Here is a 19,266-nt window from a genome sequence, read left to right as displayed (position 1 = left end):
CGACCTATTACATTGATTAACATTAAAACGGACGACGCCCACCGCCAAATCCGCCCCGATGTCCTCCCGGATGGCCGCCAGGGCCGCCAAACCCTCTGCGCCCCTGCATGCTTTCGCGAGCAGCCTTACTGCCAAAGATATTCAAGCGATAAATAAAGTGCAGCATACAATAGCTATTGATACCGTTATAAGAAGATACCGAACGTGCATCTGCCGTCAACGAACGACTGATATTACTCTGCTGTTTCAGTATATCGTACATCTCAAAACTTACAGTAGCCGCACCTTTCAGGAAAGACTGCGAAAGTTGGGCATTCCAAATCAATTCGTTACGGTTCATGCTGCTATCCGTATAGCCGCGACGGCTCTGATTGGTAATATTGGTAGAAAGCGTCATCTTCCAGGGCATCGTTATATTAGTCAAAGCACCGTAAGAGAAGGTATAAGGTTCCTGATTATTCTCCGGACGCAATTTGCTGCGCTCGGCCGTATAAGAAATAGAACCGTTCAGTCCAAATTCAAACCAATCGTTACGATAAGCTCCGTTCAACCGTTCACTCAGCGTTAATCCGGTAGTGGTATTCTTATCATCCACCTTTGTATCCTTATTGTATAGGAAAGCTACATTATTGGCATAATTGATATTCGAGAAAGAATTTATCGTAAACTTCTTATTCTTCAATGCCGTATTGAATCCAAACATGCCGAAAGCGTTCCAATTACCGTTGATATTCTTCGGAGTGGTAGTTCGCCCACCGGTTTGCTCATTATATATCGTACTGTTGCTGATACTATTCTGAGTCGTCGAGAAGCTGACATGTGTCATCATACCACGCTGCAGTTCTGCGTTATATGTATTATAAAACAAACGCATATTATGCGTAAACGCAGGTTTCAGGCCGGGATTACCCACTTTGATATTCAGTGGATTTGAATTATCGGCAATCGGCAATAAGTTCTCCATACTCGGCTGACTGCTACGCCCACGATACATGAAACGTAACTGGCTCACTTTGGAGAAACGGTAGCGAAAATCAATATTCGGAGCAAAGTTAAATACGTTACGTGTCGTATCAATCATATAATCACCACGTTTGTAGGACAGTACCGAATGTTGCGGCTGGAAAGACATTCCCGCGCTCAACTGATACTTTTCACGGATGAAACGCAACGATACAGACGCATCATGATTATAGTACCTATACTCTGCATATTTGCCCAAACTATCCACCGGATGCGTTTCATACCCTGCAGGTAATGGTCCGTTGATATCCCATTCGGGAAAGCTCAACATATCAAATGTAGTCTTATCGCTCTCACTATACTTATACTGGAACTGATAACTGAACTGTAAAAAAGTAGCCCGTGCAATCGGCTCGCTGTATGTAATTTGGGCGCTATAATTATAATTGCGGGTGGGAGTCGTAATGTATTGGTTACGATACAGGATGGAGTCACCTCCCAATGCATTCAATATCTGATAGTAACGAGTTTCTGACTGCGTATATTGGTCATTATCGTTATCCCCGTAACCAAAACGTCCGCGAAAAGTAACATTACGTCCTCTGTCATTAAGTTTCCTGTTCAGCTGCAAAGTAGCCGCTGTAGAGATACTCTTACTTTTACTTAAAGAAGCGTCGTTCGTAGCATTGACACGAATATCTTCCAAAGGATCATCTGTCATCTGGTCGAAATTGAGGAAATCGTTCGGGTTGGCAACCAAACTATACGGATCGATATTGAATGTTCCCGACTCCGATCCGGAAGCATTATTCGTTTTACCATAAGAGAAGTTCGGACGGAAAATAATATTGGTCATTGAATCCGGCTTCCACTCCAAACGGAAATCAGCATTAAAGTCTATATTCTTGTTCCTATTGACGGAATTGGAGTTTGAATACGAGTTTCCGTTCTGCAGGAAACGTTCGGAAGAGTTGGTACTGATAATATCCGCGCCTCTATAATTATATCGGGCGCTGCCGCCAACTTCCAGTTTGGATGTTTCCGTAGCGAAATTCGCACCCAACGTTTTAGTAGCCACCAAACCGTTATTTCTGCGCCAACGCGGACCACCGCCACCGCCCGAGAAGCCTTGGTCATTGACATTATTCGCCGAACCGATCAAGGAGAACTGCGTTTTATCCACAAAATGATTCACCATCATACGAGCCATATAGCGGTCTTCCGTACCATAAGCAACATCCGCATTACCAAACCAGCCCCTGTTCATGCCTTTCTTCACAGTGAGGTCAAGCACCGTTTCCTCTTCACCGTCGTCTATACCGGTGATACGTGCCAGGTCTGATTTCTTATCGTAGGTTTTCAGTTTATCAATCATATCGACGGGCAAATTCTTCAATCCGGTTTTTACATCACCGCCAAAGAATTCTTTGCCATCTACCATAATTTTCTTCAACTCCTTACCATTAATCTTCACATTACCGTCGTCATCAATTTCGGCACCGGGAAGTTTCTTCACCAATTCTTCCAGCATCGCGCCTTCCGGAGTACGGTAAGCGGTAGAATTATACATTAATGTATCTTCCACCACTTGTACTTGCGGCGCTTCGGCGGTTATCACGGCTTCAGCGAGCATAATGGCATCCGTTTCGAGCGTTACCGTACCGACATTCTTATTCAGTACATTGGCATACAGATGCAAAGGGATAAATTTATTCTTAAAACCGATATAGGAAACTTTCAATACATACTTCCCGGCATTCACCTTCGGCAAGGTAAAATAGCCATTTCCTGTAGTAGCGACACCGGCAGCATAGGCGCTGTCCGGCAATGAAAGTAACTGAATAGTAGCTTGTACCGCAGGTTCGTTCGTATCCTCAACCACACGACCGGAGACGGTAATGTTTTTTGTTTGTGAAAAAGCGGATAATGCCGTTGCCAGCAACAACATTGCTCCGGTGATAATTCTTTTCATGCCCTGTCTTCTAAATGATCAACAATGTTTATTTGTAACTGCTTCATTTGACAAACTTACGGACAAAAGGTTTAATGCCTAACAGATTGATTTTATTTAATTATCGATTATTCCGCTTAAATAACCGGTCAACAGTCGCTTTCTTTATACCAAATTCAAGACAAAGAACATTTATAATCAGGAATATCAAGAAAGAAGAGGAGTCTACAGACATTAAATCACCTTGTGCCACACGATAGAGCATGTTACCAAAGATGAAAAACACCGTCAAGAACATAGCGTTCCGCGTAGCTTTGTTACGTATTGCCTCCACCTCTTTACATTCATTTTTTGTCAAAGCGAATATTATCATCAATGCCCCCAACATCATCAAAAGTTTGGAACATTCCTTATAAAACAACAAATTAGCATCCGTTACCCTGCCCATCATCACCATTAAGAACGGTAGAAACAAAGCGAGCGCAATTATACAATATCCAAGCGGACGACAATATACGGGAAGTAAAGCTTTCATTTGGATTTCAGAATTATGGTTTCAGATTTATTTTCGTGAGACAAAGGTAGCATTTATTGTCGAAAGAATTATCTTTGTCCCGCAATAAATCATAAATCAGCAATTTTCTCATGAGTAAACAAGAAGTAATCCTTTGCGAAAAACTCGAAAGCAGTCTGACGCATGCCATTGAGAAGTGTCCTCACGATAAGCTCTTCATCCTTACCGACGAACATACCCACCGTCTTTGTTTGCCGCAACTGCAAAGTATTCCCGCACTGCAAGATGCTGCCGAAATCATTATCGGAGCAGAAGATATGCATAAGAATCTGGAAACGCTGGCTTCGGTGTGGCAGGCTTTAAGCGAGCAAGGAGCTACCCGCCACTCACTATTAATAAATTTGGGCGGCGGTATGGTAACCGACCTCGGCGGTTTTGCCGCTTCCACCTTTAAGCGAGGAATAGCTTATATCAATATCCCCACGACCTTGCTTGCTATGGTAGATGCATCGGTAGGCGGAAAAACAGGTATTAATTTCAACGGATTGAAAAACGAAATCGGAGTTTTTGCACCTGCCGCCAGCGTATTGTTGGAAACCGAATTCTTACGCAGTCTCGATTCCCATAATTTCTTCTCCGGTTACGCCGAAATGCTGAAACATGGTCTAATCAGCACTCCCGAACATTTAACAGAATTATTATCTTTCGATACGGAAAACATAAACTATACTGCTCTCAAAGCAATGGTAGGCCGTTCTGTTCAAGTGAAAGAAGATATTGTAGAACAAGACCCCCAAGAACATGGTATACGTAAGGCGCTTAACCTCGGCCATACCGTAGGGCATGCTTTCGAGAGCCTTGCCTTGGCAGAGAACCGTCCGGTACTCCATGGTTATGCCGTAGCGTGGGGAATAGTATGTGAACTTTATCTTTCGCATATACAAACGGGCTTCCCTAAAGAAAAGATGCGTCAAACCATTCAGTTTATCAAGGAGAATTACGGAGCCTTTGCTTTTAACTGCAAACAATATGACCGCTTATATGAACTGATGCAGCATGACAAGAAAAATACCGCCGGCATCATTAACTTCACACTGCTTAAAGAAGTCGGGGATATTTGTTTGAATCAAACGGCAGACAAAGAAACAATATTCGAGGTATTCGACTTTTATCGGGAATGTATGGGTGTATAAGCTCCTTATTAGCATAAAGAATATAAAGAAGTTACAAAATAAAGGAGCAAAAAGTTAAGGAATTATTTGCTATTTCAAAATAAAGCCGTACTTTTGCATCCGCAATTCGGGGTGTAGCTCAGCCCGGTTAGAGTACGCGTCTGGGGGGCGTGTGGTCGCTGGTTCGAATCCAGTCACCCCGACTGGTAATTATCAAGGAGTTAAGTCAATGGCTTAGCTCCTTTTTCTTTATAGCGATTACATTTTTATTAAATTTTTCGGCTTCAAAAAGAAATATAAGCAATACCAATCCATAAATTCCTATCTTTACTTTCAAATTCACCCTTAATAGTTTCAATACAACCCTTAACATTAGCCTATGTTCGAATTTATAAAGAAATACAGCAACGGTTCCTTCTCTTTCGGCATTGAAGATAATCTGAAAGCAAAGTGCATGGAAATCCAATATGAAAATATAGACAAGTGTTGCGGCGTATATATCGTATATGGCTATCCCAAAGATAAAGGCGACAAAGAAATCGTTTACATAGGCAGTTCCGGCCATTTTGAAGACAACCGTCCCATCCCTCGCAAAGGCGGACTGCGAAGGAGACTTTACGGGCGGCAGAAGGATGATTTATCGGGCGAACTTGTCTTTAGAAATATATTATGGCCTCGATTGATGCAAAGAAACTCTATCCATAAATTAGAAATATGCTGGTACGATACGGGAAAAGAGCACAATCCCTTAATTGTTGAGTTCTGTCTGATACTAACACATATTATCTGCCGCAAAAGGCTGCCTATTTGGAATAATGAATTAAAGCTGGACGGACGTTCAAAGAACGACTTCGAACAATTTGTAAAAGAACAAAATATAACATCTTTGATTACGGCAATAAACCAATAAGTTAAATCCTTTTTTATAATACTCCGAAATCTAAATCAATGTAAACGAAAAAAGATAAACCGGGCTCCATATAGCCAATCTATAATCTCTATCCGCATTATTCCGTATTTCTTGGCATCGCCCTTCTTTGTATTTAGGCAAGAATAGTTACTTTTGCAAAATCAAAGAACAAAATTATGGGAGCAGGAAAATGGATTGGCGGTATCATCGGCTTTATGGCAGGCGGACCGCTCGGCGCATTGGCAGGATATGCACTTGGTTCGTTGATGGACCTCGGCGGTAATACAACAAGCTATACGGCAACCTACGGTAACGGACAGACAACGGAAGACGTGTTTGCCGGACAGCGGAACAGTTTTCTCTTTTCAATGCTGGTAATGGCCTCGTACATTATACGGGCGGACGGGCGTATCATGCACAGTGAAATGGAATACGTCCGCAATTTCTTACGAACGAATTTCGGCGTGGCCGCAGTCAGCGAAGGAGAACGGATACTACTCAACCTCTTTGAGCAGCGTAAGCGTATGGATATGCAAAACCCTCTTGCATTCAAGAATACCATCCGTGACTGCGGTATGCAAATTGCCGCCAACCTGACATACGAAGAACGCTTGCAGTTGTTGGGCTTCCTCGCCAACATAGCCCGAAGCGACAACAACGTTTGTCGTGAAGAAATAGAAGCGTTGAAAGAAGTGGCGACTTATATGGGACTATCCGAAAACGAAGTGGAATCCATGCTCAATTTGGGTGGCAATTCATTGGACGCGGCTTACAAAGTATTGGAAATACTCCCCACGGCAACCGATGAAGAAGTGCGTGCCGCATACCGCAAATTGGTATTAAAGCACCATCCCGACCGGGTAGCTACGCTGGGAGAAGACATCAAGCGTGCCGCCGAAGAAAAGCTGCAGAACATCAACAATGCCAAAGAGATTGTGTACAAGGCAAGGGGAATGAAATAATAACCAAAGCCCACTTCATCAAGACAATACTCTTACTATAAATCCCTAATCCAATAGAAATACATTCATTATGAAAAAGATACTCGCTTACTTCGCGCTGAGTTTCACTACTCTCGCCACCTATGCAACAACTCCTCTCTGGATGCGTGACATACAAATTTCACCTGACGGGACAGAAATCGCTTTCTGTTACAAAGGAGATATCTACAAAGTTCCTGCAAAAGGCGGCACAGCCATACAACTCACTACGCAGGAGTCCTACGAATCGACCCCTGTCTGGTCACCGGACGGCAAGCAAATAGCATTTGCCAGTGACAGATACGGTAACTTCGACGTATTCGTAATGCCAGCCAACGGTGGAACAGCCCAACGCCTGACCACCCACTCGGCCGGAGAAATCCCATCCGCATTTACCCCCGATGGTAAATACATCCTCTTCTCGGCCGCCATTCAAGACCCAGCCGAAAGCGCCCTCTTTCCCCGTTCTGCCATGACTGAGCTTTATAAAGTATCCGTAACCGGTGGACGTACCGAACAGGTATTGGGTACACCTGCCGAAGCAGTCTGTTTCGACAAATCGGGCGAACTGTTTTTCTATCAAGACCAAAAAGGGTTTGAAGACCAATGGCGGAAGCATCACACTTCATCCGTCACACGTGATATATGGATGTACGATGCCCGCACAGGCAAACATACCAACCTCACCCAACGTGCCGGTGAAGACCGTAACCCCGTCCTTTCTCCGGACGGACAGGAGTTGTATTTCCTAAGCGAACGCGATGGCGGTTCATTCAACGTATACGCCTTCCCGCTGAACCGACCGGAGGCAGTGAAAGCAATAACTTCCTTTAAAACCCACCCCGTACGTTTCCTTTCCATAAGCACCAACGGAACATTGTGCTACGGTTACGACGGCGAAATATACACACAACAGAACAACTCGGAACCACAAAAAGTCCGAATAGAAATCACCCGTGACGACCGTCCGCAGATAGCCCGCTTGAATTATACCAGTGGAGCAACCTCGGCCACCGTCTCACCGGATGGCAAGCAAATAGCCTTCATAGCTCGTGGCGAGGTCTTTGTAACTTCGGCAGACTACGCTACCACCAAGCAAATCACCCACACCCCTGCCAACGAAAGCAGTCTGTCCTTTGCCCCCGACAATCGTACGCTGGCCTACGCCAGCGAACGTAACGGCAACTGGCAGCTCTATCTCGCCAAAATTGCCCGCGAGGAAGAGCCCAACTTCCCCAATGCCACTCTTATAAAAGAGGAAGCGCTACTGCCTTCCGCCACTGTCGAGCGCACTTGCCCGCAATTCTCACCGGACGGTAAGGAATTGGCATTCATAGAAGACCGCATCCGCCTGATGGTACTCAACCTCGACACGAAGAAAGTACGCCGGATTACCGACGGTTCCACCTGGTACAGTACAGATGGCGAATTCAGTTATGCCTGGTCACCGGACGGCAAATGGTTTACCCTCGAATTTATCGGCAACAGACACGATCCGTATTCCGACATAGGTCTTGTCAGCGCGCAAGGCAATAGTCCCATCGTCAATCTGACCAATAGCGGTTACATGAGCGGTTCGCCCCGTTTTGCCCTCGACGGTAACGCGATTCTGTTCAAGACAGAACGTTACGGTATGCGCGCCCACGCCTCATGGGGCTCGCAAGACGACGCCATGCTTATTTTCCTCAATCAGGACGCTTACGACAAATACTGCCTGAGCAAAGAAGATTACGAGTTGCGCAAAGAATTGGAAGCCGAACAGAAGAAAACGCAAGACAAGGATACCGCCAAAGATAAAAAGCGCAGCAAGAAAGACACAGAACAAGAAAAGACCGGCAATGACAAGTCTCAAGTGAAAGACATTGTCGTTGAACTGAAAAACATTGAAGACCGCATTGTACGTCTCACCCCGAATTCTTCGGATATGGGCAGCGTCATCATCTCCAAAGACGGTGAAAGCCTTTATTACTTCGCAGCCTTTGAAGACGGTTACGACCTTTGGAAAATGGATCTCCGCAAGAAAGATACCCGGCTCCTTCACAAAATGGATGCCGGCTGGGCTTCCATGGAAATGGACAAAGACGGTAAGAACCTCTTCCTGCTGGGTGGCAAAACCATGCAGAAAATGGATATGGCGTCCAATACGTTGAAACCCGTCACTTATCAGGCGCAGGTTAAAATGGATTTGGCGGCAGAACGCGAATATATGTTCGGGCATGTATACAAACAACAGCAGAAACGTTTCTACAACACCAATATGCACGGCGTAGACTGGGATGCCATGAGCGCCGCCTACCGTAAGTTCCTGCCACACATCAACAACAACTACGACTTTGCCGAACTCTTGAGCGAATGGCTGGGCGAACTGAACGTATCGCACACCGGCGGTCGCTACTTCCCTTCCGGACAGAGCGAACCGACAGCCAGCCTGGGACTGCTTTTTGACTGGAAATACCGGGACAAAGGCATGCGTATAGCCGAAGTAATAGAAAAAGGCCCGTTTGATAACGCCACTACCAAGGTGAAACCAGGCAGCATTATCGAAAAGATTGACGGTATGGAGATTACCCCCGAGACGGATTACTATACATTAGTAAACAATAAGGCCAAAAAGAAAACCCTCGTCTCGCTCTACAACCCGCAGACCAAAGAGCGTTGGGAAGAAGTGGTAATCCCGATAAGCGGCAGTGCGCTAAACACTCTGCTCTACACCCGTTGGGTAAAACAACGCGCGGCAGATGTAGCCGAATGGTCTGGCGGCCGTTTGGGCTATGTGCATATCGAGTCGATGGGCGATGACAGCTTCCGTTCCGTTTACTCGGATATTTTGGGTAAATACAACAATTGCGAAGGCATCGTCATCGACACCCGCTTCAATGGCGGCGGCCGTCTGCACGAAGATATCGAGATTCTGTTCAGCGGCAAGAAGTACTTTACGCAGGTAATCCGCGGTCGCGAAGCTTGCGATATGCCCAGCCGCCGCTGGAACAAGCCGTCTGTCATGCTGACGTGCGAAGCCAACTATTCCAATGCGCACGGTACGCCGTGGGTATACCGCCACCGGAATATCGGCAAGCTCGTAGGCATGCCCGTTCCGGGAACTATGACCAGCGTATCGTGGGAACGCCTGCAAGACCCTTCCCTCGTTTTCGGCATTCCCGTTGTAGGCTACCGTCTGCCCGACGGCAGTTATTTGGAGAACTCCCAATTGGAACCGGATATCAAAGTCGCCAACTCGCCCGAAACCATTGTGAAAGGCGAAGACACCCAGCTCAAAGTAGCCGTAGAAGAGCTGCTGAAAGAGCTGGAATCCGTCTTATGAGACAAAAAGATTCGTCCTGCGGGACAAAAATATTCATCTCACGAGATAAAAAAAATCATCCCACGAGACAAAAAAAACCGTCTCGCGGGATGAAATAAACTGTTCCGTAAGCAGGAAAAAACGCTCTCTCTAATCATCCATATCGTTCAGATGTATCTCCAGCGCTTTCACCGAGATATAAATTTCGTATACTGAAATAGTCAGCGAGATAATCAGCAGTACCAAAGCAAGGCCGAAAATATAAACCGAGGCCAGATAAAGCCGGATATAAATAAAGAACATACTGACTACGCACAGCAGCAAACTCGCTATGCCCGTTACCTGCATGGCACGTGTCAGATACAGACGTTTACGCAGGTTGGCAATCTGCGCGGCGGTTACAGACGAATGGCTCTTCTGGTGCTGTTCCTTCAAAGCGCGCACAAGACCGGCATACGACAAAAAACGGTTGGTATACGCCAACATAATCAAGGATATTGCCGAAAACAGCAAAGCGGGGGTAGTCAAATCTATTTCCATAAGACGGATTTCTTTAAATCTTTAGCGGCTGCAAAGATAAATAATACTTTCTCTATCTAACTTTTTTCCTTTACCTTTGTTCCCACGAAAAGACTAATTCACCGAGCCTATGTTCACTGACCTGCTTAATTCCTCTTACTTCGCGCTTTTCCTCATCGTAGCCTTAGGCTTCATGCTGGGAAGAATCAAAATCAAAGGATTGTCGCTCGACGTTTCCGCAGTAATATTCATCGCCCTGCTCTTCGGACATTTCGGGGTGATTATCCCTAAAGAGCTGGGAAACTTCGGGCTTGTACTATTCATATTCACCATCGGCATACAGGCCGGTCCGGGCTTCTTCGATTCCTTCCGGAGCAAAGGGAAGACACTCATTATCATCACCCTGCTGATTATTTGTTCCGCCGCTTTGACGGCGACAGGGCTGAAATATGCGTTCGACATCGACACGCCAAGCGTGGTAGGGCTGATAGCCGGCGCACTGACCAGTACTCCGGGACTTGCCGTTGCCATCGACAGCACGCATTCACCGCTGGCATCCATAGCCTACGGTATCGCCTATCCGTTCGGAGTAATCGGCGTTATCCTGTTCGTGAAGCTGCTGCCCCGCATCATGCATATCGACCTCGACCGGGAAGCCCGCCGCTTGGAAAAAGAACGCCGCGGACAATTCCCCGAACTGATTACCTGCATTTACCGCATTACGAACCCTATCGTTTTCGGACGCACCCTGATGCAAATCAATGCCCGTGCCATGACCGGCGCGGTAATCTCCCGCCACAAGCATGACGAGCAAATCTCTATCCCGACCGCACATACCGTACTCCACGAAAACGACTACATACAAGCCGTCGGCAGTGACGAAGCCCTGAATCAGCTTGCCACTCTGGTAGGCGAACGCGAAGAAGGCGAGCTCCCGCTGAGCCACACCCAGGAAATAGAGTCTCTGCTGCTCACCAAAAAGGATATGATAAACAAACAGCTGGGAGACTTGAACCTGATGAAGAACTTCGGCTGCACCGTAACGCGTGTCCGCCGAAGCGGTATCGACCTCTCCCCCTCACCCGACCTCGCCCTTAAGTTCGGCGATAAGCTGACGGTAGTCGGCGAGAAAGAAGGGCTGAAGGGTTTGGCGCGTTTGTTGGGCAATAATGCCAAGAAGCTGTCCGATACGGACTTCTTTCCAATCGCAATGGGTATCGTGCTCGGAGTGCTATTTGGCAAACTGAATATATCCTTCCCCGGAGGTCTGTCGTTCTCACCGGGATTGACAGGCGGTATACTGATAGTGGCCTTGTTCCTTAGCGCCGTAGGCAAGACAGGCCCCATCATTTGGTCTATGTCGGGTCCAGCCAATCAACTGCTGCGACAATTGGGACTGCTGCTATTCCTCGCCGAAGTAGGGACATCGGCCGGAAAGAATTTAGTAGCTACCTTTCAGGAAAGCGGCTGGCTGCTGTTCGGCGTGGGCGCAGCCATTACGCTAGTGCCCATGCTGATAGCCGTAATCGCAGGCAGGCTGTTTTTTAAAATCAGCATCCTCGATTTATTGGGAACCCTTACCGGAGGCATGACGAGTACTCCCGGCCTGGCAGCCGCCGACTCCATGACGGACAGCAATATTCCGAGTGTGGCCTATACTACGGTGTATCCTATTGCGATGGTGTTCCTCATATTATCCATCCAAATTATTGCAACGGTGATTTAAGACGATGAGAGCCTTGGACAAAGAAACAGCCATCACCCGCATGAACGCATTCGGACGTAAAAACACACCTTTTCTGTTCATCATCGACTATACGCAAGAGCAGTCGTACGTTGAAGCCCTCGATGAGATAGATACGTCCGTCTGCCTCTATCGGTTCGGAGAAGCCGGTAATGCCCCCGATGCAGATGCCCGGTATACCGGAACAATAGATTGGGACTTTACTCCCCCGTCTCCAACCGATTACCGCCGTTCTTTCGATATCGTGAAACGTAATCTGCTGGGCGGAAACAGTTATCTGACCAATCTGACGTGCAAAGTTCCGCTTCGCACTAACCTGACGCTAAAGGATGTATTTCTGCATGCTCACGCTTTGTATAAGCTTTGGCTGAAAGACCGTTTCGTCTGTTTCTCGCCCGAAATCTTTGTCCGCATGGAAGAAGGCAGGATAAAGTCCTTTCCGATGAAAGGAACGATTGATGCCGCTCTGCCCCATGCCGAATCAATATTGCTGGACGATGCCAAAGAAGCGGCGGAACACGCCACCATTGTCGATTTGATACGCAATGATATCAGTATGGTTTCCGAACACGTCACCGTAACGTCCTATCGCTATATAGACCGCCTGCAAACCAACAAAGGAGCGATTCTGCAGACAAGCTCTGAAATATGCGGCACGCTGCCCGATGATTATACCGAGCGGCTCGGCGATATCCTTTTCCGGTTATTGCCTGCCGGCTCTATTACCGGCGCTCCCAAGCCGCGTACCATGCAAATCATCGCCGAAGCGGAAGGCTACGAACGGGGATTCTACACCGGAGTTATGGGCTGCTACGCCAACGGCCGACTGGACAGCGCCGTCATGATACGCTTCATCGAACAAGAAAACGGGCAACTCTATTTCAAAGCCGGCGGCGGTATCACCGCCCAAAGCCGATGGGAAAGCGAATACAACGAGGTAAAACAAAAGATATATGTGCCGATTTATTGAAACCATACGTATTGATGGCGGAGTGGTTCGTAACTTAGCCTACCATGAACGGAGGCTGAACGATACCCGCACACACTTCTGGCCGGAAAGTACCGGCCTGCAATTGACCGATTTTCTGCCCCCGATTCCCGAAAACGGCAGACACAGATTGCGTATAGTCTACGGACGATGCGGTATCGAGGAAGTGACTTGTACCCCTTACATCTTACGTCCCGTCCGTTCACTGGCATTGATATCGGCAAACGACATCGGTTACACCTACAAAAGCGCCGACCGTGAAGCGCTCAACCAACTGTTTGCGCAACGCGGTTCTTGTGATGACATTCTCATTGTCCGCCAGCGCCTGCTCACCGACACCAGCATTGCCAACATCGCTCTCTTCGACGGCAAGCGGTGGTACACTCCGCAACATCCTCTGCTGAAAGGAACCAAACGAGCCGAGCTATTGGACAAAGGCATTCTTACGGAAAAGAATATACGCATGGAAGATTTGCCTTCCTATTCCACCGTCCGCCTTTTCAATGCGATGACAGACTGGGGTGAACTGGAACTTTCCGTCCGTCACCTGCAACCAATATTCTGAAAATTTCTGAAACCGGTTGCGGCATCGCAGGTTTCAAGCCCATCCGGATAACTCCGTTATTCAAAGAAACGGCAGACACTCAATATTTATCTGCCTCAACATTTCGGAGACGTACCGAATGCGAAGTAAAGCCTAGCCCGCCTTTTGCCCAAAGCCAGCAGGATGCAACTTAACGAGCAGCCGGCACTGATGACAAAGATAATTCCCGTGGATACCAGGATATCACCGAGCCCCACCAAAGGAGAGACAATTCCGCCGGAAGCGAAACAGACAGCCCCCAATAGCGCGGAAGCCGTACCCGCATTGTCACGCTGGCACTCCATCGCCAATGTTGTGGTAGACGTAAAAGTCAGCCCCATCATAAACAACAAAACCAGCAGAAGCGCTTCGTACATCCAGAAACCGCATCCTGTCATAAGCGCCGTACACTCTCCGAGTGCAGCCACCGCCATGCCCACACAGCCTATCAACGTACTACTGACAGGACGCCTGAACTTCACGGATGTCGCAGCCGCAACCCCTATCGCCACCGCATTAACAGCAAAGCAGAAACTGAATACCAACGGCGAATATCCGTAATGCTGCTGCACAATAAAAGGTGAAGAGGAAATATAGGCAAACAGCACTCCTTGCGCAAACGCCATTTGCAACACATAAAACACATATTGCCTATCTTGCAGCACCACTTTAAAACTGCGGAATGTATCTCCCCACCGGCTTACCGAACGGTGCTCCTTGGGCAATGACTCCCGAAAGCAGTAACTGCCGACAAGCAACACAACGCCCAATCCCAACAGAATACCGAAGATGCCCTGCCAGCCGATAGCTTCCGTAAATACTCCTCCGATAATAGGAGCCACCACCGGAGCCACTCCGTTGATAGCGCCAATAACCGCAAGCATCTTCGCCAGTTCCTTACCCGAATATTTATCCGCAGCCACCGAACGGGCGATTACAATACCGCCTGCCCCGGCTATGCCTTGTACCAGACGAAAAGCCACAAACTGATGAATATCCCGTGCAAACAGACAAAGAATGGTAGAGACGATAAACAGCCACATGGCTGCCAGTAACGGTATGCGCCTCCCGTAGCGGTCGCTCAGCGGACCAAACAAGATTTGTCCTGCCGCCAACCCTATCATGCTCGTGGTAAGTCCCAACTGTACCATTGAAGAAGCGGTTTGAAAATAATCTCCCATAGCCGGAAGGCTGGGCAGATACATATCGGTGACGAATGGGCCGAAAGCAGTCAGCATACCCAGCAATACAAGTAGAAACAACTTAGAATTATCTTTTACCATACTACATATTAATTTGAGCCACAAAAGTAGTGTATTTCCATAAGTCCGGCGAGACATATTATTAAGCAATCCTGTTCATTTTAGGAACATGCTTCCATTTCCCAAAGATTTGTCTTACTTTTGCATCGGAATATAAAGCTCTCCACTACCGTAACTTAACAAATACAACTATGCGTTATACCGTTTCCGCCCCCGGCACCCCGATACACGCCGCTATTCAATTGCCGGCATCCAAGAGTATCAGTAACCGTGCGCTTATCCTGCACGCCCTTGCTCACGGCAAGCAAACGCCCTGCAATCTGAGCGATTGCGACGATACCCGTGTCATGGTGCGCGCGCTGCAAGGCAATCCCGAACATATAGACATTATGGCAGCGGGGACGGCTATGCGTTTCCTCACCGCCTATCTCAGCGTGACACCCGGCAACCGTATCATCACCGGAACGCAACGCATGCAGCAACGTCCCATCCGTATCCTCGTAGATTCGCTGCGTTTGCTCGGAGCAAAAATCGATTACGCCGGACAAGAAGGATTCCCACCTCTGCGCATCACGGGGACGGAGTTGCAAGGCGATGAAATATCCCTTGCCGGAAACGTCAGTTCGCAATATATCTCCGCCTTGCTGATGATGGGAGCGGTGCTTCCCAAAGGACTGCGCCTGCACCTTACGGGCAGTATCATCTCCCGCCCCTACATCAACCTCACGCTTCAGCTTATACACGACTTCGGCGGACGTGCCGAATGGAGTTCCGAAAACAGCATCACCGTATATCCCGGCGGTTACCGGGATGTCCCGTTCACCGTGGAGAGCGACTGGAGCGCGGCATCCTACTGGTATCAGATATTGGCGCTGAGGGGAAATGAAGAACGAAGAATGAAGGATGAAGAATCTCCGAAGGGTGATGAGCATGAAACGGTGGAGCTGCTCGGGCTGTTTCCCCGCAGTTATCAAGGTGACAGTCGCGGCGCGGAGATTTTCTCCCGACTGGGCGTACATACCGAATATACCGACCGGGGCGTACGACTGACATTGGCGGGCACACCCGTCTCGCGCTTGGAAGAGGATATGGTAGACATTCCCGACCTGGCACAAACCTTTGTCGTAACTTGCTGCCTGATGGACATTCCTTTCCGCTTTACCGGTTTGCAAAGCCTCAAAATTAAGGAAACCGACCGTATCGCCGCCCTTATCACCGAGCTGCGAAAGTTAGGTTATTTGGTACGTTCCGAACAGGACAGCATTCTGTTATGGGACGGAGAACGTTGTCCTGCTGAAAACACCCCGATTATCTCCACATACGAAGACCATCGTATGGCAATGGCATTTGCTCCTGCCTGCATCGTATTGCCGCAGATAGTGATTGATGAACCTCAAGTAGTTTCCAAATCCTACCCGGCCTATTGGGAAGATTTAAAGAAAGCGGGGTTCACAATCTCCAACGAACAAGGGTAAAAGGCAATGTTTCTTTTTGCTATCCGCCAGTTTCTCCGAAGAGAATCAACCTTTTTGCCCGTTCAAAAGAAGCCAGATACGAAAACAATGTGTATCTTTGTCCGTTCTATTTTATAAGGACACTTTTTTCAAGGAAAGAGAACGTATGTGGATACTGATTATTAGCCTGATTGCCCTCGCCATCGTAGCTGCCATAGCGGGAATAGTACGCAACCGCAGACTTCAAAAGAAAATTGACAACGGCGAGTTGGACGCCATGCCCGAAGTGCAGGAAGCAGATATGGAATGTTGCGGACAGCACGAAGTATGCGAGAAAGACAGTCTGCTGGCCGCCGTCAGCAAGAAAATAGAATATTATGATGACGAGGAACTGGACAAATACATCGGGACTGCTCCCGACCGGTATACTCCCGAACAAGAAGAAGAATTTCGTGACGTATTCTATACCATGCAGTCGGAAGATGTGGCCGGATGGGTGCGCAGCCTGCAACTACGAGGCATCGCGCTACCGGACAACATAAAAGACGAAGTGTTCCTGATTGTAGGAGAAAGGAGAATTAATCACTAATCACCGCCACATGGAACTTTTACAATATACTTTTTTTCAACATGCCCTTATCGGCAGCTTGCTGGCAAGTATTGTCTGCGGAATTATCGGTACATACATCGTTACCCGGAGACTGGTATTCATCAGCGGCGGACTGACGCATGCTTCTTTTGGAGGTATAGGAATGGGGCTGTACACGGGAATTTCACCGATTCTTTCGGCAGCTATCTTTTCAGTACTGTCGGCATTCGGTGTAGAATGGCTCAGCAAACGGAAAGATATGCGTGAAGACTCTGCTATTGCGGTATTCTGGACGTTAGGAATGGCATTGGGCATCATCTTTACATTCCTGTCTCCCGGATTTGCCCCCGACCTTTCCGCTTATCTGTTCGGGAATATCCTGACAATAACATTTGGCGACATCGCCTTGCTGGGCGGGCTGGCGATATTACTTATCTTGTTTTTTTCGTGTTTCCTGCATCCGATAATCTATGTAGCATTCGACCGCGAATTTGCCCGTTCACAAGGTATTCCTGTACAGGCTTTTGAATATGTATTGATGATGTTCATCGCATTGACTATCGTAGCCTGCCTCCGTATGGTGGGTATCGTGCTGGTTATCTCATTACTGACAATTCCGCAAATGACAGCCAATCTCTTCTCGCACAGGTTTCACCGTATTATATGGCTATCCATCGGCATCGGCTATCTTAGCTGCTTGGGGGGACTGCTTATTTCATACTATCTCAATGTTCCTTCGGGAGCAGCCATAATCTTCTTCTCCATTATTATTTACGCAATCTGTAAAGGAGGAAAAAGTTTTTGGTTATCTTTGCATCAAAATACAAGATAATGGAAATCAAAATTCAGTCATTAGACCAGATTCATGAAGCTGCCCGCCAATTCATCGAAGCGATGGGCGACAATACGGTATTTGCTCTTTACGGCAAGATGGGAGCCGGTAAAACAACCTTTATCAAGGCGGTTTGCGAAGAACTCGGCGTATCCGATGTCATCACCTCTCCTACTTTCGCTATCGTCAACGAATATCGTTCCGATATTGCCGGAGAGTTAATCTATCATTTCGACTTCTACCGCATCAAGAAACTGGAAGAAGTGTACGACATGGGATATGAAGACTATCTGTACAGCGGTGCGCTTTGCTTTATCGAATGGCCGGAATTGATTGAAGAGCTTCTGCCGGGAAATACCGTAAAAGTTACTATTGAAGAGGTGGAAAGCGGTGAACGAAAAGTAACGCTGGAACCACTGGATTAATATAGATTACTAAATTAACAGCTAATCACTTTACAATGAGCCAATACATTGTTCAAGGTATCTTTGTTGCCGCGGGAATTATCTCCCTGCTGGCTGCTATTTTGGATTGGAATTGGTTCTTTACCGCCCAAAATACGCAGTTTGTTGTGCGAAACGTAGGCCGCCGGCAAGCGCGCTGGTTTTATGGCGTATTAGGAGCGATACTTATCGGAATGTCAGTATTCTTTTTTCTGAATACTCCGCCAATGGCATAATAAAGAAAGACCAATACAGTTTAATTAATAAAAGGAAAGGCGCAGGTTTTACAATCTGCGCCTTTCCTTTTATTAATTAAACTGTGATTTACTCATCTTCCAAAGATTCCGTATATTCCATTTCACCTTGTACAATGAAAAGGATTTCATCCGGATCATAATCACCCATTTCATCCTTATGAGCTTCTTTGATGATGTAATCTACGATTTTCTCCAAATCGACTTCGATATATCCATCACCGTCGGGCTGCACATCAAGGATGCCGCTCTCGGAATAATACTCGTCAATCAAATCGAGGAAATAATAGAACTCGTCATCAGAGAACTTCTCTTTTAACTCCTGCGGCAAATAGTTTTTGATGTACTCAATGGTCTTTTCATCATCGAGATCATTCTTCAAAAAATCGTCTTCCAGTCCCATAGCTTTATATTTTAAATTTGTCAAATAGTACCTTATAACAACGCTTCAATCTTCGTTACATAAACCGGTTTGGGGGCAGAACCTACCTGTTTATCCACCAATTCCCCGTTCTTGAAGAACAGTACGGTAGGAATGTTACGAATACCATACTCGGCAGCTACATCACCGTTCTCGTCTACATCACATTTACCGATAAGTACTTTACCTTCATATTCACCTGCCAATTCATCGATGATAGGACCTACCATTTTACAGGGTCCGCACCACGGTGCCCAAAAGTCAATTACTACAGGTTTACCCTCTGCCAAGATTTCCTTGAAATTGTTGTCTGTAATTTCTAAAGCCATTTCTTCTAAATATTAAGTTTAAATATTAATTCAATAATACAGTATCAAACATTATCT

The 19,266-nt window shown here is 47.0% G+C and carries 18 protein-coding genes and 1 tRNA gene; 13 read left to right on the top strand and 6 right to left on the bottom strand.

What is annotated here, in order from left to right:
• Window positions 1–22: 22 nt before the first annotated feature.
• Window positions 23–2,935: a TonB-dependent receptor gene (locus I2F54_RS09375; RefSeq protein WP_087412371.1), complete on the bottom strand. Its 2,913-nt coding sequence runs from the start codon at window positions 2,933–2,935 to the stop codon at window positions 23–25.
• Window positions 2,936–3,035: 100 nt separating this feature from the next.
• Window positions 3,036–3,449 (bottom strand): hypothetical protein, encoded by a 414-nt coding sequence (locus I2F54_RS09370; RefSeq protein ID WP_009122959.1) that lies wholly within the window; start codon window positions 3,447–3,449, stop codon window positions 3,036–3,038.
• Between the two features lie 110 nt (window positions 3,450–3,559).
• Between I2F54_RS09370 and aroB the strand changes: the two genes are divergently transcribed.
• From aroB to I2F54_RS09345, 5 genes are all read left to right on the top strand, one after another.
• Window positions 3,560–4,621: a 3-dehydroquinate synthase gene (aroB, locus tag I2F54_RS09365; protein WP_009122958.1), complete on the top strand. Its 1,062-nt coding sequence runs from the start codon at window positions 3,560–3,562 to the stop codon at window positions 4,619–4,621.
• Window positions 4,622–4,728: 107 nt separating this feature from the next.
• A tRNA-Pro gene (locus I2F54_RS09360) sits at window positions 4,729–4,803 on the top strand.
• Window positions 4,804–4,979: 176 nt separating this feature from the next.
• The gene (locus I2F54_RS09355) at window positions 4,980–5,510 is read left to right on the top strand and encodes a hypothetical protein (RefSeq protein WP_195501049.1); all 531 of its coding nucleotides are present in this window, start codon (window positions 4,980–4,982) and stop codon (window positions 5,508–5,510) included.
• Between the two features lie 176 nt (window positions 5,511–5,686).
• Complete coding sequence (locus I2F54_RS09350) at window positions 5,687–6,472, top strand: TerB family tellurite resistance protein (protein ID WP_022218058.1); 786 nt, start codon at window positions 5,687–5,689, stop codon at window positions 6,470–6,472.
• 70 nt (window positions 6,473–6,542) lie between these two features.
• Complete coding sequence (locus tag I2F54_RS09345; RefSeq protein ID WP_195501048.1) at window positions 6,543–9,812, top strand: S41 family peptidase; 3,270 nt, start codon at window positions 6,543–6,545, stop codon at window positions 9,810–9,812.
• Between the two features lie 129 nt (window positions 9,813–9,941).
• Here I2F54_RS09345 and I2F54_RS09340 read toward each other — a convergent pair whose 3' ends face one another.
• The gene (locus I2F54_RS09340; protein WP_009122953.1) at window positions 9,942–10,331 is read right to left on the bottom strand and encodes a DUF2721 domain-containing protein; all 390 of its coding nucleotides are present in this window, start codon (window positions 10,329–10,331) and stop codon (window positions 9,942–9,944) included.
• Between the two features lie 109 nt (window positions 10,332–10,440).
• On the opposite strand from I2F54_RS09340, the gene I2F54_RS09335 reads away from it, so the two are divergent.
• From I2F54_RS09335 to I2F54_RS09325, 3 genes are read left to right on the top strand one after another with little or no spacing between them, the layout of a single operon-like run.
• Window positions 10,441–12,036 carry an aspartate:alanine exchanger family transporter gene (locus I2F54_RS09335; protein ID WP_195501047.1) on the top strand — a complete coding sequence of 532 codons (1,596 nt, stop codon included), beginning with the start codon at window positions 10,441–10,443 and terminating at the stop codon, window positions 12,034–12,036.
• A gap of 4 nt (window positions 12,037–12,040) precedes the next feature.
• Window positions 12,041–13,024 carry an aminodeoxychorismate synthase component I gene (locus I2F54_RS09330; RefSeq protein WP_195501046.1) on the top strand — a complete coding sequence of 328 codons (984 nt, stop codon included), beginning with the start codon at window positions 12,041–12,043 and terminating at the stop codon, window positions 13,022–13,024.
• Window positions 13,008–13,607: an aminotransferase class IV family protein gene (locus I2F54_RS09325; protein ID WP_087412388.1), complete on the top strand. Its 600-nt coding sequence runs from the start codon at window positions 13,008–13,010 to the stop codon at window positions 13,605–13,607. Before I2F54_RS09330 ends, I2F54_RS09325 begins: the two co-directional genes overlap by 17 nt.
• A gap of 95 nt (window positions 13,608–13,702) precedes the next feature.
• Here the strand turns inward: I2F54_RS09325 and I2F54_RS09320 are convergent, their stop codons facing one another.
• Window positions 13,703–14,908, bottom strand: coding sequence for a multidrug effflux MFS transporter (locus I2F54_RS09320; RefSeq protein ID WP_087425631.1), 1,206 nt, complete (start codon window positions 14,906–14,908; stop codon window positions 13,703–13,705).
• Between the two features lie 170 nt (window positions 14,909–15,078).
• Between I2F54_RS09320 and I2F54_RS09315 the strand changes: the two genes are divergently transcribed.
• The 5 genes from I2F54_RS09315 to I2F54_RS09295 all read left to right on the top strand — a co-directional run bounded on the left by I2F54_RS09315 (window position 15,079) and on the right by I2F54_RS09295 (window position 18,441).
• Window positions 15,079–16,362, top strand: coding sequence for a 3-phosphoshikimate 1-carboxyvinyltransferase (locus tag I2F54_RS09315; protein ID WP_195501045.1), 1,284 nt, complete (start codon window positions 15,079–15,081; stop codon window positions 16,360–16,362).
• A gap of 145 nt (window positions 16,363–16,507) precedes the next feature.
• Window positions 16,508–16,930 (top strand): hypothetical protein, encoded by a 423-nt coding sequence (locus I2F54_RS09310; RefSeq protein WP_009122947.1) that lies wholly within the window; start codon window positions 16,508–16,510, stop codon window positions 16,928–16,930.
• Between the two features lie 10 nt (window positions 16,931–16,940).
• Window positions 16,941–17,762 (top strand): metal ABC transporter permease, encoded by an 822-nt coding sequence (locus I2F54_RS09305; protein WP_009122946.1) that lies wholly within the window; start codon window positions 16,941–16,943, stop codon window positions 17,760–17,762.
• Complete coding sequence (tsaE, locus tag I2F54_RS09300) at window positions 17,762–18,187, top strand: tRNA (adenosine(37)-N6)-threonylcarbamoyltransferase complex ATPase subunit type 1 TsaE (RefSeq protein WP_087412391.1); 426 nt, start codon at window positions 17,762–17,764, stop codon at window positions 18,185–18,187. Before I2F54_RS09305 ends, tsaE begins: the two co-directional genes overlap by 1 nt.
• 35 nt (window positions 18,188–18,222) lie before the next feature.
• Window positions 18,223–18,441 carry an immunity 17 family protein gene (locus tag I2F54_RS09295; RefSeq protein WP_087412392.1) on the top strand — a complete coding sequence of 73 codons (219 nt, stop codon included), beginning with the start codon at window positions 18,223–18,225 and terminating at the stop codon, window positions 18,439–18,441.
• A gap of 88 nt (window positions 18,442–18,529) precedes the next feature.
• Here I2F54_RS09295 and I2F54_RS09290 read toward each other — a convergent pair whose 3' ends face one another.
• Complete coding sequence (locus I2F54_RS09290; protein ID WP_022218048.1) at window positions 18,530–18,862, bottom strand: hypothetical protein; 333 nt, start codon at window positions 18,860–18,862, stop codon at window positions 18,530–18,532.
• Window positions 18,863–18,894: 32 nt separating this feature from the next.
• Window positions 18,895–19,209, bottom strand: coding sequence for a thioredoxin (trxA, locus tag I2F54_RS09285; protein ID WP_009122942.1), 315 nt, complete (start codon window positions 19,207–19,209; stop codon window positions 18,895–18,897).
• Window positions 19,210–19,266: the final 57 nt, after the last annotated feature.

This window comes from Bacteroides clarus, from assembly GCF_015555825.1.
In the GTDB taxonomy this organism is placed as follows: domain Bacteria; phylum Bacteroidota; class Bacteroidia; order Bacteroidales; family Bacteroidaceae; genus Bacteroides; species Bacteroides clarus.
Note: the sequence above shows the minus strand (reverse complement) of the source record. Positions and strands in the feature narration are given on the sequence as shown.

Coding starts and splice junctions, on each gene's coding strand:
- I2F54_RS09375 (WP_087412371.1), bottom strand. CDS start 2,935: ATGAAAAGAATTATCACCGGAGCAATGTTGTTGCTGGCAACGGCATTA.
- I2F54_RS09370 (WP_009122959.1), bottom strand. CDS start 3,449: ATGAAAGCTTTACTTCCCGTATATTGTCGTCCGCTTGGATATTGTATA.
- aroB (WP_009122958.1), top strand. CDS start 3,560: ATGAGTAAACAAGAAGTAATCCTTTGCGAAAAACTCGAAAGCAGTCTG.
- I2F54_RS09355 (WP_195501049.1), top strand. CDS start 4,980: ATGTTCGAATTTATAAAGAAATACAGCAACGGTTCCTTCTCTTTCGGC.
- I2F54_RS09350 (WP_022218058.1), top strand. CDS start 5,687: ATGGGAGCAGGAAAATGGATTGGCGGTATCATCGGCTTTATGGCAGGC.
- I2F54_RS09345 (WP_195501048.1), top strand. CDS start 6,543: ATGAAAAAGATACTCGCTTACTTCGCGCTGAGTTTCACTACTCTCGCC.
- I2F54_RS09340 (WP_009122953.1), bottom strand. CDS start 10,331: ATGGAAATAGATTTGACTACCCCCGCTTTGCTGTTTTCGGCAATATCC.
- I2F54_RS09335 (WP_195501047.1), top strand. CDS start 10,441: ATGTTCACTGACCTGCTTAATTCCTCTTACTTCGCGCTTTTCCTCATC.
- I2F54_RS09330 (WP_195501046.1), top strand. CDS start 12,041: ATGAGAGCCTTGGACAAAGAAACAGCCATCACCCGCATGAACGCATTC.
- I2F54_RS09325 (WP_087412388.1), top strand. CDS start 13,008: ATGTGCCGATTTATTGAAACCATACGTATTGATGGCGGAGTGGTTCGT.
- I2F54_RS09320 (WP_087425631.1), bottom strand. CDS start 14,908: ATGGTAAAAGATAATTCTAAGTTGTTTCTACTTGTATTGCTGGGTATG.
- I2F54_RS09315 (WP_195501045.1), top strand. CDS start 15,079: ATGCGTTATACCGTTTCCGCCCCCGGCACCCCGATACACGCCGCTATT.
- I2F54_RS09310 (WP_009122947.1), top strand. CDS start 16,508: ATGTGGATACTGATTATTAGCCTGATTGCCCTCGCCATCGTAGCTGCC.
- I2F54_RS09305 (WP_009122946.1), top strand. CDS start 16,941: ATGGAACTTTTACAATATACTTTTTTTCAACATGCCCTTATCGGCAGC.
- tsaE (WP_087412391.1), top strand. CDS start 17,762: ATGGAAATCAAAATTCAGTCATTAGACCAGATTCATGAAGCTGCCCGC.
- I2F54_RS09295 (WP_087412392.1), top strand. CDS start 18,223: ATGAGCCAATACATTGTTCAAGGTATCTTTGTTGCCGCGGGAATTATC.
- I2F54_RS09290 (WP_022218048.1), bottom strand. CDS start 18,862: ATGGGACTGGAAGACGATTTTTTGAAGAATGATCTCGATGATGAAAAG.
- trxA (WP_009122942.1), bottom strand. CDS start 19,209: ATGGCTTTAGAAATTACAGACAACAATTTCAAGGAAATCTTGGCAGAG.